14 protein-coding genes are annotated in these 15,690 nt (G+C 63.9%); all 14 read left to right on the top strand.

The window, feature by feature from the left end:
* Window positions 1-128: 128 nt before the first annotated feature.
* From mraZ to ftsA, 14 genes are read left to right on the top strand one after another with little or no spacing between them, the layout of a single operon-like run.
* Complete coding sequence (gene mraZ / locus UCMB321_RS22575) at window positions 129-584, top strand: division/cell wall cluster transcriptional repressor MraZ (protein WP_040070763.1); 456 nt, start codon at window positions 129-131, stop codon at window positions 582-584.
* Window positions 581-1,528 carry a 16S rRNA (cytosine(1402)-N(4))-methyltransferase RsmH gene (gene rsmH / locus UCMB321_RS22570; RefSeq protein WP_040070761.1) on the top strand — a complete coding sequence of 316 codons (948 nt, stop codon included), beginning with the start codon at window positions 581-583 and terminating at the stop codon, window positions 1,526-1,528. The genes mraZ and rsmH overlap by 4 nt, the downstream gene beginning before the upstream one ends.
* Complete coding sequence (ftsL, locus tag UCMB321_RS22565; protein WP_040070760.1) at window positions 1,525-1,818, top strand: cell division protein FtsL; 294 nt, start codon at window positions 1,525-1,527, stop codon at window positions 1,816-1,818. The genes rsmH and ftsL overlap by 4 nt, the downstream gene beginning before the upstream one ends.
* Window positions 1,818-3,554 (top strand): peptidoglycan D,D-transpeptidase FtsI family protein, encoded by a 1,737-nt coding sequence (locus UCMB321_RS22560; RefSeq protein ID WP_167337459.1) that lies wholly within the window; start codon window positions 1,818-1,820, stop codon window positions 3,552-3,554. Before ftsL ends, UCMB321_RS22560 begins: the two co-directional genes overlap by 1 nt.
* Window positions 3,554-5,017, top strand: coding sequence for a UDP-N-acetylmuramoyl-L-alanyl-D-glutamate--2,6-diaminopimelate ligase (locus tag UCMB321_RS22555; RefSeq protein ID WP_040070757.1), 1,464 nt, complete (start codon window positions 3,554-3,556; stop codon window positions 5,015-5,017). The genes UCMB321_RS22560 and UCMB321_RS22555 overlap by 1 nt, the downstream gene beginning before the upstream one ends.
* Window positions 5,010-6,392, top strand: coding sequence for a UDP-N-acetylmuramoyl-tripeptide--D-alanyl-D-alanine ligase (locus UCMB321_RS22550; protein ID WP_040070755.1), 1,383 nt, complete (start codon window positions 5,010-5,012; stop codon window positions 6,390-6,392). Before UCMB321_RS22555 ends, UCMB321_RS22550 begins: the two co-directional genes overlap by 8 nt.
* Window positions 6,392-7,474: a phospho-N-acetylmuramoyl-pentapeptide-transferase gene (gene mraY / locus UCMB321_RS22545; RefSeq protein WP_040070754.1), complete on the top strand. Its 1,083-nt coding sequence runs from the start codon at window positions 6,392-6,394 to the stop codon at window positions 7,472-7,474. The genes UCMB321_RS22550 and mraY overlap by 1 nt, the downstream gene beginning before the upstream one ends.
* 5 nt (window positions 7,475-7,479) lie before the next feature.
* Window positions 7,480-8,826, top strand: a complete 1,347-nt coding sequence (gene murD, locus UCMB321_RS22540; RefSeq protein WP_040070753.1) for a UDP-N-acetylmuramoyl-L-alanine--D-glutamate ligase — start codon at window positions 7,480-7,482, stop codon at window positions 8,824-8,826.
* The gene (ftsW, locus tag UCMB321_RS22535) at window positions 8,823-10,037 is read left to right on the top strand and encodes a putative lipid II flippase FtsW (RefSeq protein ID WP_040070751.1); all 1,215 of its coding nucleotides are present in this window, start codon (window positions 8,823-8,825) and stop codon (window positions 10,035-10,037) included. The genes murD and ftsW overlap by 4 nt, the downstream gene beginning before the upstream one ends.
* Window positions 10,027-11,097, top strand: coding sequence for an undecaprenyldiphospho-muramoylpentapeptide beta-N-acetylglucosaminyltransferase (gene murG, locus UCMB321_RS22530; RefSeq protein ID WP_040070749.1), 1,071 nt, complete (start codon window positions 10,027-10,029; stop codon window positions 11,095-11,097). Before ftsW ends, murG begins: the two co-directional genes overlap by 11 nt.
* Window positions 11,090-12,544: a UDP-N-acetylmuramate--L-alanine ligase gene (murC, locus tag UCMB321_RS22525; protein WP_040070747.1), complete on the top strand. Its 1,455-nt coding sequence runs from the start codon at window positions 11,090-11,092 to the stop codon at window positions 12,542-12,544. Before murG ends, murC begins: the two co-directional genes overlap by 8 nt.
* Window positions 12,541-13,497 carry a D-alanine--D-alanine ligase gene (locus UCMB321_RS22520; protein ID WP_040070745.1) on the top strand — a complete coding sequence of 319 codons (957 nt, stop codon included), beginning with the start codon at window positions 12,541-12,543 and terminating at the stop codon, window positions 13,495-13,497. The genes murC and UCMB321_RS22520 overlap by 4 nt, the downstream gene beginning before the upstream one ends.
* A gap of 4 nt (window positions 13,498-13,501) precedes the next feature.
* On the top strand, window positions 13,502-14,371 hold the full coding sequence (locus tag UCMB321_RS22515; protein ID WP_040070743.1) for a cell division protein FtsQ/DivIB: 870 nt from the start codon (window positions 13,502-13,504) through the stop codon (window positions 14,369-14,371).
* A gap of 14 nt (window positions 14,372-14,385) precedes the next feature.
* The gene (ftsA, locus tag UCMB321_RS22510) at window positions 14,386-15,651 is read left to right on the top strand and encodes a cell division protein FtsA (protein WP_040070741.1); all 1,266 of its coding nucleotides are present in this window, start codon (window positions 14,386-14,388) and stop codon (window positions 15,649-15,651) included.
* The last annotated feature ends 39 nt before the right edge of the window (window positions 15,652-15,690 follow it).

Below are 15,690 nucleotides of genomic sequence, written 5' to 3'. Positions count from 1 at the left end.
AAGGCTTTTCCTTAGGACCGCGCCTTGACGGTGTGGTGGGCGCATTCCTATAGTGTGCGCAAGTGGAGGAAAGTGGCATGAAGTGGGTTTTTTGGACGTAAAACGCTAATATTTGGAGAAACGCAACTGTGTTTCGCGGAGCTAACGCTATCAGTCTCGATGCCAAGGGCCGTCTCGCCATGCCGAGCCGGTACCGTGACGAGCTCGATTCGCGTAGTTCCGGCCAATTGATCGTTACCATCGATGCCGCGGACCCCTGTTTGTGCGTATACCCGCTCGACGAGTGGGAACTGATTGAAACCAAGCTGCGTGCGTTGCCGTCGTTGCGGGAAGAGAACCGCCGGCTGCAACGTTTGCTGATTGGTAATGCTGTCGACCTCGAGCTCGACAGCAGCGGCCGTTTCCTGGTGCCGCCGCGCCTGCGCGAGTACGCGAAGCTGGACAAGCGCGCGATGCTGGTAGGCCAACTGAACAAGTTTCAACTGTGGGACGAGGACGCCTGGAACGCTATATCTGCAGCGGACCTGGCGGCTATTCAACAACCGGGCGCCATGCCTGATGAACTGCGTGATCTGATCCTGTGACTATTGATAGCGGCTTCAACCACATCACCGTACTGCTTGACGAAGCCGTCGAGGCTCTCGCCGTACGCCCTGATGGCTGCTATCTGGACGGCACCTTCGGCCGTGGCGGGCACAGCCGGCTGATCCTCAGCAAGCTGGGGCCGGGTGGTCGACTTCTCGGATTCGACAAGGATCCTCAGGCGATTGCCACCGGGCAAGCGCTAGCGGCCGAAGACGGCCGCTTTGTCGTTGTACAGCGCAGCTTTGCCGAGCTGGGCTCGGAAATCGCCGAACGCAACATGGCCGGCAAGGTCAACGGCATCCTGCTGGACCTGGGGGTGTCCTCACCCCAGCTCGACGATCCCGAGCGTGGCTTCAGTTTCATGAATGACGGCCCGCTGGACATGCGCATGGACCCGTCCCGTGGCGTCAGTGCCGCCGAGTTCATCGCCACCGCGCCGGCGGAAGAAATTGCCCGGGTGTTCAAGGAGTACGGCGAAGAGCGTTTCTCCGGTCGCATGGCCCGGGCGCTGGTCGAGCGTCGTGAAATCAAGCCCTTCGAGCGCACCGCCGACCTGGCCGAAGTGCTGAAGGCCGCCAACCCGGCCTGGGAAAAGGGCAAGCACCCGGCAACCCGGGCTTTCCAGGGCCTGCGCATCCACGTCAACAACGAACTGGGCGATCTCGAAATCGGCCTCGAAGCGGCGCTCGACGCCCTGGAAGTCGGCGGTCGTCTGGTGGTGATCAGCTTCCATTCGCTGGAAGACCGCATCGTCAAACTGTTCATGCGGCGCCTGGTCAAGGGCGAAAGCGACAACCTGCCACGCAACCTGCCGGTCCGCCACCAGGCTTTCGAGCCGCGGATCAAGGTGCATGGCAAGGCCCAGTTCGCTTCTGAAGCGGAACTCAAAGCCAACCCACGTGCGCGCAGCGCCGTGATGCGTGTCGCGGAGAAGTTGCGGTGAGCAAGCTCTACGCCAAGCCACTTCCGGGCGGAAGCTTTTTCATGTTCCTGCTGTTTATCGCCGTGCTGGTATCCGCCATCGGCGTGGCCTACAGCGCGCACTGGAACCGTCAGTTGCTCAACTCGCTCTACAACGAGCTGAGCGTGCGCGACAAAGCCCAGGCCGAATGGGGGCGCCTGATCCTCGAGCAGAGCACCTGGACCGCCCACAGCCGGATCGAAACCCTGGCCACCGAACAACTGAAGATGCGCATTCCCAGCCCGTCCGAAGTCAGGATGGTGGCGCCATGATGAAACTCGAAGGCGCGCTCTATCCGTGGCGCTTCCGCGTGGTGCTCGGTGCACTGGCGATCATGGTCGGTTATATCAGCTGGAAGATCGTCGACCTGCAGGTCATCGACCGGGCGTTCCTGATCGGTCAGGGCGATGCGCGCAGCATGCGCCACATCCCGATCCCGGCGCACCGTGGCCTGATCACCGACCGTAATGGCGAGCCCCTGGCCGTCAGTACCCCGGTGACCACGCTGTGGGCCAACGCCAAGGAAATGCAATTGGCCAAGGACCGCTGGCCGGCGCTGGCCATGGCCCTTGGGCAGGATCCGAAGCTGCTGACCGAACGCCTGGAACAACAGGCCAACAAGGAATTCATCTACCTGGTCCGGGGCCTGACCCCGGAGCAGGGCCAGGCCGTGCTCGACCTCAAGGTGCCCGGTGTCTACGGCATCGAGGAGTTCCGGCGGTTCTATCCGGCCGGCGAAGTGGCGGCCCACATGGTCGGCTTTACCGACATCGACGACCACGGTCGCGAAGGCGTGGAACTGGCCTATGACGAGTGGCTGGCCGGGGTGCCGGGCAAGCGACAGGTGATCAAGGACCGGCGCGGCCGGCTGATCAAGGATGTCCAGGTCACCAAGAACGCCAAGGCCGGCAAGCCCTTGGCGTTGTCGATTGACCTGCGCCTGCAATACCTGGCCAACCGCGAGCTGCGCAACGCCCTGGTGGAAAACGGCGCCAAGGCCGGCAGCCTGGTGATCATGGATGTGAAGACCGGCGAGATCCTCGCCATGGTCAACCAGCCGACCTACAACCCGAACAACCGTCGCAACCTGCAACCGGCGATGATGCGCAACCGCGCGATGATCGACGTGTTCGAACCGGGTTCGACCATGAAGCCGATCTCCATGAGCGCGGCCCTGGAAACCGGACGCTGGAAGCCCAGCGATACGGTGGAGGTCTATCCGGGCACTCTGCAGCTGGGCAAATACACCATTCGTGACGTGTCCAAGACCGAAGGCCCGGTACTCGACCTGACCGGCATCCTCATCAACTCCAGTAACGTGGGCATGAGCAAGGTCGCCTTCGATATCGGTGGCGAAGCGATTTTCCGCGTGATGCAGAAGGTCGGCCTCGGCCAGGACACCGGCCTGGGCTTCCCGGGCGAGCGGGTTGGCAACCTGCCGAACTACCGCGAATGGCGCAAGGCCGAGACCGCGACCCTGTCCTACGGCTACGGCCTGTCGATCACCGCGATCCAGCTGGTGCACGCGTTCTCGGCCCTGGCCAACAATGGCAAGATCGTACCGCTGACCCTGATCAAGTCCGACAAGATCCCCGAGGGTACCCAGGTTATCCCGGAAAATGTCGCCAAGACCATGCAAGGTATGTTGCAACAAGTGATCGAGGCGCCGCGCGGTGTCTATCGTGCGCAGGTGCCGGCCTATCATGTGGCCGGCAAGTCGGGTACGGCGCGCAAGACCTCGACGGCCTCCAAGGGCTATGAGGAAAACGCCTACCGTTCCCTGTTCGCCGGTTTCGGCCCGATGAGCGACCCGCGCTATGCCATCGTGGTGGTGATCGATGAACCGAGCAAGGCCGGTTACTTCGGTGGCCTGGTCTCGGCGCCGGTCTTCAGCAAAGTCATGTCCGGCACCCTGCGCCTGATGAACGTCATCCCCGACAACCTGCCGACAACGCCGCAACAGCAGGCCGTTGTCGCGCCTGTCCCGGTCAAAGGAGGACGTGGTTGATGTCCCTGAGCCTGAACAAGATTTTTGCCCACGCCGGTCGCGATCTGCTGATTCGCGAGCTGGCGCTGGACAGCCGCAAGGTCCGCGCCGGCGACCTGTTCCTGGCGGTACCGGGTGCCAAGGTCGACGGTCGCAATCACATTGCCGACGCCTTGCAGCGCGGCGCGGCGGCGGTCGCCTATGAAGTCGAAGGCGCCACCGTGCTGCCGATCACCGATGTGCCGCTGATCCCGGTCAAGGGCCTGGCCGCGCAACTGTCCGATATCGCCGGGCGTTTCTATGGCGATCCGAGCCGCCAGTTGAACCTGGTGGGCGTGACCGGCACCAACGGCAAGACCAGTGTCAGCCAGTTGATCGCCCAGGCCCTGGATCTGCTGGGCCAGCATTGCGGCATTCTCGGCACCCTCGGCACCGGCTTCCACGGTGCGCTGCAGAGCGGGATGCTGACCACGCCGGACCCGATTGCCGTCCAGGCGAGCCTGGCCGACTTGAAGAAGGCCGGGGCCAAGGCCGTCGCCATGGAAGTGTCTTCCCACGGCCTGGACCAGGGCCGGGTGACCGCGCTGGCGTTCGACGTGGCGGTGTTTACCAACCTGTCCCGCGATCACCTGGATTATCATGGCAGCATGCAAGCCTATGGCGCGGCCAAGGCCAAGCTGTTCAACTGGGCCGACCTGAGCTGCCGCGTCATCAATATCGACGACGAGTTCGGTCGCCGACTGGCCGCTGAGGAACATGAATCGCGCCTGCTGACCTACAGCCAGGAAGACCCTGGTGCCTACCTGTATTGCCGCGAAAGCCAATTCAGCGATGACGGTGTGCGCGCCACGCTGGTGACGCCACAGGGCGAGCATCACCTGCGCGCGTCGCTGCTCGGACGCTTCAACCTGAGCAATCTGCTGGCGGCGGTCGGTGCCTTGTTGGGCCTGGATTACCCGCTGGACGAGATCCTGCGGGTATTGCCGCAGCTCGAAGGGCCGGCCGGTCGCATGCAGCGCCTGGGCGGCGGTGCCCGGCCATTGGTGGTGGTCGACTACGCCCACACCCCGGATGCCCTGGAAAAAGTTCTGCTGGCCCTGCGTCCCCACGCCAAGGGCAAGTTGCTTTGCCTGTTCGGCTGCGGCGGCGACCGTGATCGCGGCAAGCGCCCGCTGATGGCGGAAGTGGTCGAGCGTCTGGCCGATGGCGTGCTGGTCACCGATGACAACCCGCGCACCGAAGACCCTTCGCGGATCTTCGACGATATCCGCACGGGCTTTGTAGACGCGGACAAGGTCCGGTTCGTCGCCGGTCGCGGTCTGGCCATCGCCGAGCTGATTGCCGGTGCTTCGGTCGATGATGTGATCGTCCTGGCCGGCAAAGGCCATGAGGATTATCAGGAAATCAACGGCGAGCGCCATGACTTCTCCGATCTGGTCGAGGCCACCAAGGCCCTGGACGCCTGGGAGGCTGCTCATGCTTGAAGCGATGAAGCTCAGTGAAGTGGCCGGCGCGCTGTCGGCTCGCCTGGTGTCGAGTGATGCCAGCTTCAACGGCGTGAGCATCGACAGCCGGGCGATTCAGCCGGGCCAGTTGTTCGTCGCGCTGGCCGGGCCGCGTTTCGACGGTCACGATTACCTGGAGGATGTCGCCGCCAAAGGCGCCGTCGCGGCCTTGGTCGAGCGCGAAGTGACGGGTAGCAAGCTGCCACAGTTGCTGGTCGCCGACAGCCGTCTGGCCCTGGGCCAACTGGGCGCATTGAATCGAGCCGCCTTTACTCGGCCGGTGGCGGCCATCACCGGTTCCAGCGGCAAGACCACGGTCAAGGAAATGCTCGCGAGCATCCTGCGTACCGGTGGGCCGGTCCTGGCGACCCGCGGCAACCTGAACAACGACCTGGGCGTGCCGCTGACCCTGCTCGAACTGGCCCCGGAGCACAGCGCCGCGGTGATCGAGTTGGGGGCGTCGCGTGTTGGCGAGATTGCCTATACCGTCGCCATGACCAAGCCCCATGTGGCCGTCTTGAACAATGCCGGAACCGCCCATGTCGGCGAGTTCGGTGGCCCCGAGAAGATCGTCGAGGCCAAGGGCGAGATCATTGAAGGACTGCAGGCCGATGGCATTGCGGTCCTCAACCTGGACGACAAGGCCTTCGGACTCTGGAAAACCCGTGCCGGCGGTCGCAAGGTCCTGAGTTTCGCCCTTGAAAATACCGCCGCCGACTTCCACGGCGGACAGATTACCCGCGATCCGCGCGGTTGCCCGGGTTTCGAACTGCACAGTCCGCTGGGCAGTGACCGGGTCCAGTTGAACCTGCTGGGCAACCATAATGTGGCCAATGCCCTGGCCGCCGCCGCGGCCGCTCATGCCCTGGGCGTTGCCCTGCCGGGTATCGTCGCCGGGCTGGAAGCGGTGCAGCCGGTCAAGGGGCGTGCGGTAGCGCAATTAGCAATCAATGGCATTCGTGTCATTGACGACACATACAACGCCAACCCTGCCTCAATCTGCGCCGCCGTTGATATACTCGCCGGCTTTTCCGGCCGCACCGTTCTGGTGCTCGGAGATATCGGCGAGTTGGGCGCGTGGGCGGAGCAAGGACATCGTGAAGTAGGCGCTTATGCCGCCGACAAGGTTTCAGCGCTGTATGCGGTGGGACCGATGATGGTTCATGCCGTCAACGCCTTTGGCCCACACGCCCGTCATTTCGCCACCCAGGCCGATCTGATCGAAGCGCTGGGCACCGAGCAAGACACTGACACCACCATTTTGATCAAGGGCTCGCGCAGCGCTGCGATGGAAAACATCGTGGCGGCTTTGTGCGGGCCTGCTTCTGACGAACACAAGGGAGAGAAGCATTAATGCTGCTGCTGCTAGCGGAGTACCTGCAACAGTTCTACAAAGGCTTCGCGGTCTTTCAGTACCTGACCTTGCGCGGGATTCTCGGGGTACTGACCGCGTTGTCTCTGTCACTGTGCCTGGGTCCCTGGATGATCCGTACGTTGCAGAACCGCCAGATCGGCCAGGCCGTGCGTAACGACGGCCCGCAATCGCACCTGTCCAAGTCGGGTACACCGACCATGGGCGGCGCCTTGATTCTCTCGGCCATCGGTATCAGCACCCTGCTGTGGGCCGACTTGCACAACCGTTATGTCTGGGTGGTCCTGCTGGTGACCCTGCTGTTCGGTGCCATCGGCTGGGTGGACGACTACCGCAAGGTGATCGAGAAGAACTCCCGTGGCTTGCCGAGCCGCTGGAAATATTTCTGGCAATCGGTGTTTGGCCTGGGGGCGGCGATCTTCCTGTTCATGACCGCGCAAACCCCGGTCGAGACCACCCTGATCGTGCCGATGCTCAAGGATGTCAGCATTCCCCTGGGCGTGGGCTTCGTGGTGCTGACCTACCTCGTCATCGTCGGTTCGAGCAACGCGGTCAACCTGACCGACGGCCTCGACGGCCTGGCGATCATGCCGACGGTGATGGTCGGCGGCGCGCTGGGGATCTTCTGCTACCTGTCGGGTAACGTGAAGTTCGCCGAATACCTGCTGATTCCCTACGTCCCGGGCGCGGGCGAACTGATCGTGTTCTGTGGCGCGTTGATCGGTGCCGGCCTGGGCTTTCTCTGGTTCAACACCTATCCGGCCCAGGTCTTCATGGGCGACGTCGGCGCACTGGCGCTGGGCGCGGCCCTGGGCACCATCGCGGTGATCGTTCGCCAGGAAATCGTCCTGTTCATCATGGGCGGTGTGTTCGTGATGGAAACCCTGTCGGTGGTGATCCAGGTGGCTTCTTTCAAACTGACCGGTCGCCGTGTATTCCGCATGGCGCCGATTCACCACCACTTTGAACTCAAGGGCTGGCCCGAGCCGCGGGTGATCGTCCGTTTCTGGATCATCACCGTGATTCTGGTGCTGATCGGCCTTGCCACGTTGAAGCTGAGGTAGAACCCGTGTCGCTGATCGCTTCTGACCACTTCCGCATCATTGTCGGCCTCGGCAAGAGCGGCATGTCCCTGGTTCGCTTCCTGGCGAGCCGGGGCGTTGCCTTTGCGGTGGCCGATACGCGGGACAACCCACCGGAGCTGGCCACGCTGCGCCGTGACTACCCGCAGGTGGAAGTGCGTTGTGGCGAGCTGGACGTCGAATTCCTCTGCCGTGCCGACGAGCTCTACGTGAGCCCCGGCCTGGCCCTGGCGACTCCGGCCCTGCAGGCCGCGGCCGCCCGTGGGGTGAGATTGTCCGGCGACATCGAGCTGTTCGCGCGTAACGCGAAGGCGCCGATTGTCGCCATCAGCGGTTCCAATGCGAAAAGCACCGTCACCACCCTGGTGGGCGAGATGGCGGCGGCGGCCGGCAAGCGGGTCGCGGTCGGCGGCAACCTCGGTACCCCGGCGCTGGACCTGCTCAGCGACGACGTCGAGCTGTACGTGATGGAGCTGTCGAGCTTCCAGCTGGAAACCACGGACCACCTCGGTGCCGAAGTGGCCACCGTGCTCAATGTCAGCGAAGACCATATGGACCGCTACAGCGGCCTGCCGGCCTATCACCTGGCCAAGCACCGGATCTTCCGTGGGGCCAGGCAGGTGGTGGTCAACCGCCAGGACGCGCTGTCCCGGCCGTTGATGAGCGAAGGCCTGCCGTGCTGGACCTTCGGCCTGGGCAAACCGGACTTCAAGGCCTTCGGCCTGCGCGAAGAGAACGGCGAGAAGTACCTGGCCTTCGAATTCCAGAACCTGATGCCGGTGAGCGAGCTGCGTATCCGCGGCGCCCACAACCAGGCCAATGCCCTGGCGGCTCTGGCCCTGGGCCATGCGGTCGGGCTGCCGTTCGATGCCATGTTGTCGAGCCTGCGCACGTTCGCCGGCCTCGAACATCGCTGCCAATGGGTGCGCGAGTTGAAGGGCGTGAATTACTACAACGACTCCAAGGCCACCAACGTCGGTGCGGCCCTGGCTGCCATCGAAGGCCTGGGGGCCGACATTGCCGGCAAGCTGGTGCTGATCGCCGGTGGCGACGGCAAGGGCGCGGATTTCGCCGGCCTGCGCGGCCCGGTCGCGGCCAACTGCCGGGCGGTGGTGCTGCTCGGTCGGGATGCCGAGCGCCTGGCCGAGGCCCTGGGCGATAGCGTCCCGCTGATCCGTGTGCAGACCCTTGAAGAGGCGGTGCAACGCTGTGCCGAACTGGCCGAGTCGGGTGACGCGGTGCTGCTGTCGCCGGCCTGCGCGAGCCTGGACATGTTCAAGAATTACGAAGAACGCGGGCGCCTGTTCGCCCAGGCCGTGGAGGGGTTGGTATGAATTTCAACATTCTCAAGCCCTATCCGTCGCCGATCATCAGTGGGCATGGCATCGACGTCGATTTCGCGATGCTCGCCGGCTGCCTGGGGCTGCTGGGGCTGGGCCTGGTGATGATCACCTCGGCGTCGTCCGAAGTCGCCGCCGTGCAGTCGGGCAATGCGCTGTACCACATGATTCGCCACCTGATCTATCTGGTGCTGGGCCTGGGCGCCTGCATCGCCACCATGATGGTGCCAATCGCCACCTGGCAGCGCATGGGTTTCATGATGCTGGTGGGGGCCTTCGGCCTGCTGGTCATGGTGCTCCTGCCGGGCATCGGTCGCGAGGTGAACGGTTCGATGCGCTGGATCGGTTTCAGCTTCTTCAACGTGCAGCCTTCGGAAGTCGCCAAGGTCTTCGTGGTGATCTACCTCGCCGGTTACCTGGTACGGCGGCAGAAGGAAGTGCGGGAAAGCTGGATGGGCTTCTTCAAGCCGTTCATCGTCTTGCTGCCGATGGCCGGGCTGTTGCTGATGGAACCGGACTTCGGGGCCACCGTGGTGATGATGGGCGCGGCAGCGGCGATGCTGTTCCTCGGCGGGGTCGGGCTGTTGCGCTTCGGCCTGATGGTCCTGCTCGCGGTGGTGGCGGTGGTGGTGCTGATCAAGGCGCAACCCTACCGGATGGCGCGCCTGACCACCTTTACCGACCCCTGGGCCGACCAGTTCGGCTCTGGCTACCAGTTGACCCAGGCGCTGATCGCCTTCGGTCGCGGCGAATGGCTCGGCGTGGGCCTGGGCAACAGCGTGCAGAAGCAGTTCTACCTGCCCGAGGCCCACACCGACTTCGTGTTTTCCGTGCTGGCCGAAGAGCTGGGTGCGGTGGGTTCGCTGGCCACGGTCGCGCTGTTCGTCTTCGTCAGTGTGCGGGCCATGTACATCGGCCTGTGGGCGGAAAAGGCCAAGCAGTTCTTTGCCGCCTATATGGCCTACGGCCTGGCGTTCCTGTGGATCGGTCAATTCCTGATCAATATCGGTGTGAACGTCGGCCTGTTGCCGACCAAGGGCCTGACCCTGCCGTTCCTCAGTTACGGCGGCAGTTCGCTGGTGATCTGCTGTGCCTGTCTCGGCTTGTTGCTGCGTATCGAGTGGGAGAGTCGAACCCACCTGGGCAGTGAAGAGATGGAGTTCGATGAAAGCGACTTCGCCGAGGAGTCGCCCCATGGACGCTAAAGTGCTGATCATGGCCGGCGGTACCGGCGGGCACGTGTTCCCGGCGCTGGCCTGTGCGCGGGAATTCCAGGCGCGGGGCTTCGACGTGCACTGGTTGGGCACGCCGCGTGGCATCGAGAACGACCTGGTGCCGGGTGCCGGTCTGCCGCTGCATCTGATCCAGGTCAGCGGCCTGCGGGGCAAGGGCAAGCTGTCGTTGCTCAAGGCGCCGTTCGTCCTGCTCAAGGCGGTGTGGCAGGCGCGCAAGGTCATGCGTGAACTCAAGCCCGTGTGCGTGCTGGGCTTTGGCGGCTACGTCACCGGCCCCGGCGGCGTGGCCGCGCGGATGGCCGGTATCCCGGTGATCGTTCACGAACAGAACGCCGTGGCCGGTACCGCCAATCGGCTGCTGGTGCCGTTGGCGACCCGGGTCTGCGAAGCTTTCCCGAATACCTTCGGCGCCTCGGGCAAACGGCGGACCACCGGTAATCCGGTGCGCAGCGAACTGTTCCTGGAAACCCCGCGCCAGGCCCTGGCCGGACGCCGCGCGCGCTTGCTGATCCTCGGCGGCAGCCTGGGGGCAGAGCCGTTGAACAAGCTGTTGCCCGAAGCCTTGGCGCAGGTGCCGGCCGAGTACCGCCCGGAAGTGTTCCACCAGGCCGGGCGCAATCACGACGAAATCACCGCCGAACGCTACCAGGCGGTCGGCGTCGAGGCGCAAGTGGCGCCCTTTATCAAAGACATGGCCCAAGCCTATGGCTGGGCCGACCTGGTGGTCTGCCGCGCCGGCGCCTTGACCGTCAGTGAACTGGCCGCCGCCGGTCTGCCCTCGTTGCTGGTGCCCTTGCCCCATGCGATCGACGATCACCAGACCCGCAATGCCGAATATCTGGCCGGGGAGGGCGCTGCCTTCCTGCTGCCGCAAAGAACGACTGGCGCCGCCGACCTGGCGGCACGCCTGACAGAGGTTTTGATGCAACCGGAACGACTGAACAGCATGGCGCTTACCGCCCGCCGTCTGGCCAAGCCAGATGCCACCCGCACCGTGGTCGAGATCTGCCTGGAGGTGGCCCATGGTTGAGAGTCAGAAAGCCATACCGCAACCGGAAATGCGCCGTATCCGCCGTATCCACTTCGTCGGTATCGGTGGCGTGGGCATGTGCGGTATCGCCGAAGTGTTGTTGAACCTGGGCTATGACGTCTCCGGTTCCGACCTCAAGACATCGCCGGTGACCGAGCGCCTGGAATCCTTCGGTGCCCACATCTATATCGGCCACCGCGCCGAGAACGCCGCCCAGGCCGATGTGCTGGTGGTGTCCAGCGCCGTGAACAAGTCCAACCCGGAAGTCGCCACGGCCTTGGAGCGGCGTATTCCTGTGGTGCCTCGGGCCGAGATGCTGGCCGAGCTGATGCGCTATCGCCACGGCATCGCCGTCGCCGGTACCCACGGCAAGACCACCACCACCAGCCTGATCGCCTCGGTGTTCGCCGCCGGTGGCCTCGATCCGACCTTTGTCATCGGTGGCCGGCTGAATGCCGCGGGCACCAATGCCCAGCTCGGCACCAGCCGCTACCTGATCGCCGAAGCCGATGAAAGCGACGCCAGCTTCCTGCACCTGCAGCCGATGGTGGCCGTGGTCACCAACATCGACGCCGATCACATGGACACCTACGAAGGCGACTTCAGCAAGCTGAAGAAAACCTTCGTCGAGTTCCTCCATAACCTGCCGTTCTACGGTCTGGCCGTGGTGTGCCTGGACGACCCGGTGGTGCGTGAGATCCTCCCGCAGATCGCCCGTCCCACCGTGACCTACGGGGTGCACGAAGATGCCGACGTGCGCGCGATCAATATCCGCCAGGCCGGCATGCAGACCCACTTCACCGTGCTGCGCCGCGACCGCGAGCCGCTGGACGTGTCGGTGAACATGCCGGGCAACCACAACGTGCTCAACTCCCTGGCGACCATCGCCATCGCCTCTGACGAGGGCATCAGCGACGAAGCTATCGTCCAGGGGCTGTCAGGTTTTCAGGGCGTTGGACGACGCTTCCAGGTCTACGGCGAACTGCCGGTGGACGGCGGCAGCGTGATGCTGGTGGACGACTACGGTCACCACCCGACCGAAGTCGCGGCGGTGATCAAGGCCGTGCGCGGTGGCTGGCCGGAGCGTCGTCTGGTGATGGTCTACCAGCCACACCGCTACACCCGTACCCGCGACCTGTACGACGATTTCGTCCAGGTGCTGGCCGACGCCAATGTCCTGCTGCTGATGGAAGTCTATCCGGCCGGCGAAGAAGCGATTCCGGGCGCGGACAGCCGCCAGCTGTGCCGCAGCATTCGCCAGCGTGGCCAGCTCGACCCGATCTATATCGAGCGTGGCGTGGACCTCGCACCGCTGGTCAAGCCGCTGTTGCTGCCCGGTGACATTCTGCTGTGCCAGGGCGCCGGCGATATCGGTGGCCTTGCCCCGCAACTGCTCAACAGCCCGCTGTTCGTCAGTGCCGTAGCCAGCCAGGGGAAATCGAAATGAGTGCTGCCTACGCCAACCTGTTCTCGACCGTCGATCCGAAAGCCTTCGGCCGCGTCGCCGTGCTGTTCGGCGGCAAGAGCGCCGAGCGCGAGGTGTCGCTGAAGTCCGGCAACGCGGTGCTGCAAGCACTGCAAAGCGCTGGAGTCGACGCCTTCGGTATCGATGTCGGCGACGATTTGCTGCAACGCCTGCTCAACGAGAAGATCGACCGCGCCTTTATCATCCTTCACGGCCGCGGCGGTGAAGACGGCAGCATGCAAGGCTTGCTGGAGTGCGTGGGGATTCCCTACACCGGCAGCGGCATCCTCGCCTCGGCCCTGGCCATGGACAAGCTGCGCACCAAGCAGGTCTGGCACAGCCTGGGGATTCCGACCCCGCGTCACGCCGTGCTGGGCTGCGAGGCCGACTGTATTTCAGCCGGCGCGGAACTGGGTTTCCCTTTGATCGTCAAACCTGCTCATGAAGGCTCCAGTATTGGGATGGCCAAGGTGACCTGCGTCGACGATCTGATCGCCGCCTGGAAAGCCGCCGCCACCTACGATTCGCAAGTATTGGTCGAACAGTGGATTCAAGGTCCGGAATTCACCATTGCCACCCTGCGCGACCAGATCCTGCCGCCGATTGCCCTCGGCACCCCGCATTCGTTCTACGACTACGACGCCAAGTACCTGGCTTCCGATACCCAGTATCGGATTCCCTGTGGCCTCGACAGTACCAAGGAAAAGGAACTGATGGACCTCACGGCCAAGGCCTGCGAGGCGCTCGGTATCGCCGGCTGGGGCCGGGCCGACGTGATGCAGGATGCCGACGGACAATTCTGGTTCCTGGAAGTCAACACCGCGCCGGGCATGACCGACCACAGTCTGGTCCCCATGGCGGCACGGGCAGCCGGTCTGGATTTCCAGCAGTTGGTGCTGGCGATCCTGGCGGCAAGCTTTGAGGGAAGAGGTTAATCCTATGCACGGCGCGCAGATTCGTCATCAGCCACCCGCTTCCGGCCGTAACAAGCCGGTGCAGCGGGGTGCCAGCCGGATGGTGGCTAAAGAGCCGATGTCGGTGCGCCTGCCCAAAGCCAATTTCGGTTTTCTGAAAAGCCTGATGTGGCCGGTACTGCTGGTGGCCCTGGGCTTCGGTACCTACGAAGGTGCCCAGCGCCTGTTGCCCTATGCGGATCGGCCGATCAGCAAGATCAACGTGCAGGGCGACCTGAGCTACATCAGCCAGCAGGCGGTACAGCAGCGGATCGCGCCGTACGTCGCGTCGAGCTTCTTCACCATCGACCTGGCGAGCATGCGCGCGGAGCTGGAAACCATGCCGTGGATCGCCCACGCCGAGGTCCGGCGTGTGTGGCCGGACCAGGTGGTGATCCGCCTGGAAGAGCAATTACCGGTGGCCCGCTGGGGCGACGGGGCGTTGTTGAACAACCAGGGCCAGGCGTTCGCGCCACGGGAACTGGCGAACTACGAACATCTGCCGCAGCTGTTCGGTCCCCAGCGGGCCCAGCAGCAGGTGATGCAGCAGTATCAGGTGTTGAGTCAGATGCTGCGTCCGCTGGGCTTTTCGATTGCCCGGTTGGAGCTGCGTGAACGGGGCAGCTGGTTCCTGACCACCGGCGCGGGAAGCGCGGGGCCGGGGATCGAGCTGTTGTTGGGCCGCGACCATCTGGTCGAGAAGATGCGCCGTTTCATTGCCATTTATGAAAAAACGTTGAAAGAACAGATTACGAACATTGCCAGCATCGATCTGCGCTACTCCAACGGCCTGGCCGTCGGATGGCGGGAACCTGTGGCGCCCGCGACGGCCAAACCCGCCGTTGCGAAGAATTGAGAAGAGGCAGGACCATGGCAAATGTGCAAAGCGGCAAAATGATCGTCGGACTGGATATCGGCACTTCCAAGGTGGTGGCGCTGGTGGGCGAGGTCGCGGCCGATGGCACGCTGGAAATCGTCGGTATCGGTACCCATCCTTCTCGCGGCCTGAAGAAGGGCGTGGTGGTGAACATCGAGTCCACCGTGCAGTCGATCCAGCGCGCCGTGGAAGAAGCTCAACTGATGGCGGGCTGCCGGATCCACTCGGCCTTCGTCGGCGTGGCGGGCAATCACATCCGTAGCCTGAACTCCCACGGCATCGTCGCGATCCGTGATCGCGAAGTCAGCTCGGCGGACCTCGAGCGCGTGCTGGATGCGGCCCAGGCCGTGGCGATCCCGGCGGACCAGCGGGTGCTGCACACCCTGCCGCAGGACTACGTGATCGATAACCAGGAAGGCGTGCGCGAGCCCCTGGGCATGTCCGGCGTCCGTCTGGAAGCCAAGGTCCACGTGGTCACCTGCGCGGTGAACGCGGCGCAGAACATCGAGAAATGCGTGCGTCGCTGCGGCCTGGAAATCGACGACATCATCCTCGAGCAACTGGCGTCCGCGTACTCGGTGCTGACCGACGACGAGAAAGAGCTGGGCGTGTGCCTGGTGGACATCGGCGGCGGCACCACCGACATCGCGATTTTCACCGAAGGCGCGATCCGTCACACCGCGGTGATCCCGATTGCCGGCGACCAGGTGACCAACGACATCGCCATGGCCCTGCGCACTCCGACCCAGTACGCCGAAGAGATCAAGATCCGCTACGCCTGCGCCCTGGCGAAACTGGCCGGTGCCGGTGAAACCATCAAGGTGCCGAGCGTCGGCGATCGTCCGCCGCGCGAGCTGTCCCGCCAGGCCCTGGCCGAGGTGGTGGAACCGCGTTACGACGAGCTGTTCACGCTGATCCAGGCCGAGCTGCGTCGCAGCGGCTACGAGGACCTGATTCCGGCCGGCATCGTGCTGACCGGCGGCACCTCGAAGATGGAAGGCGCGGTCGAACTGGCCGAAGAAATTTTCCACATGCCGGTGCGTCTGGGTGTTCCGCACACGGTCAAGGGCCTGTCGGACGTGGTCCGCAACCCGATCTATTCAACTGGGGTGGGGCTGTTGCTGTACGGGCTGCAAAAGCAGTCGGACGGCATTTCCCTGTCCGGCTACAACGGCGGCAACAGAAACGACTATCGCGATGAAGATCAGAAAGCACCTGTACTGGAGCGTTTGAAACGCTGGGTCCAGGGCAACTTTTAAAGTTTCAAAGCAGTAGAAGTAGGCGAAAAAACTAGAGAA

The sequence above is a fragment of the Pseudomonas batumici genome (assembly GCF_000820515.1).
In the GTDB taxonomy this organism is placed as follows: Bacteria; Pseudomonadota; Gammaproteobacteria; order Pseudomonadales; family Pseudomonadaceae; genus Aquipseudomonas; species Aquipseudomonas batumici.
The sequence above is the reverse complement of the archived record's forward strand: the minus strand, read 5'-3'. Positions and strand labels throughout refer to the sequence as shown.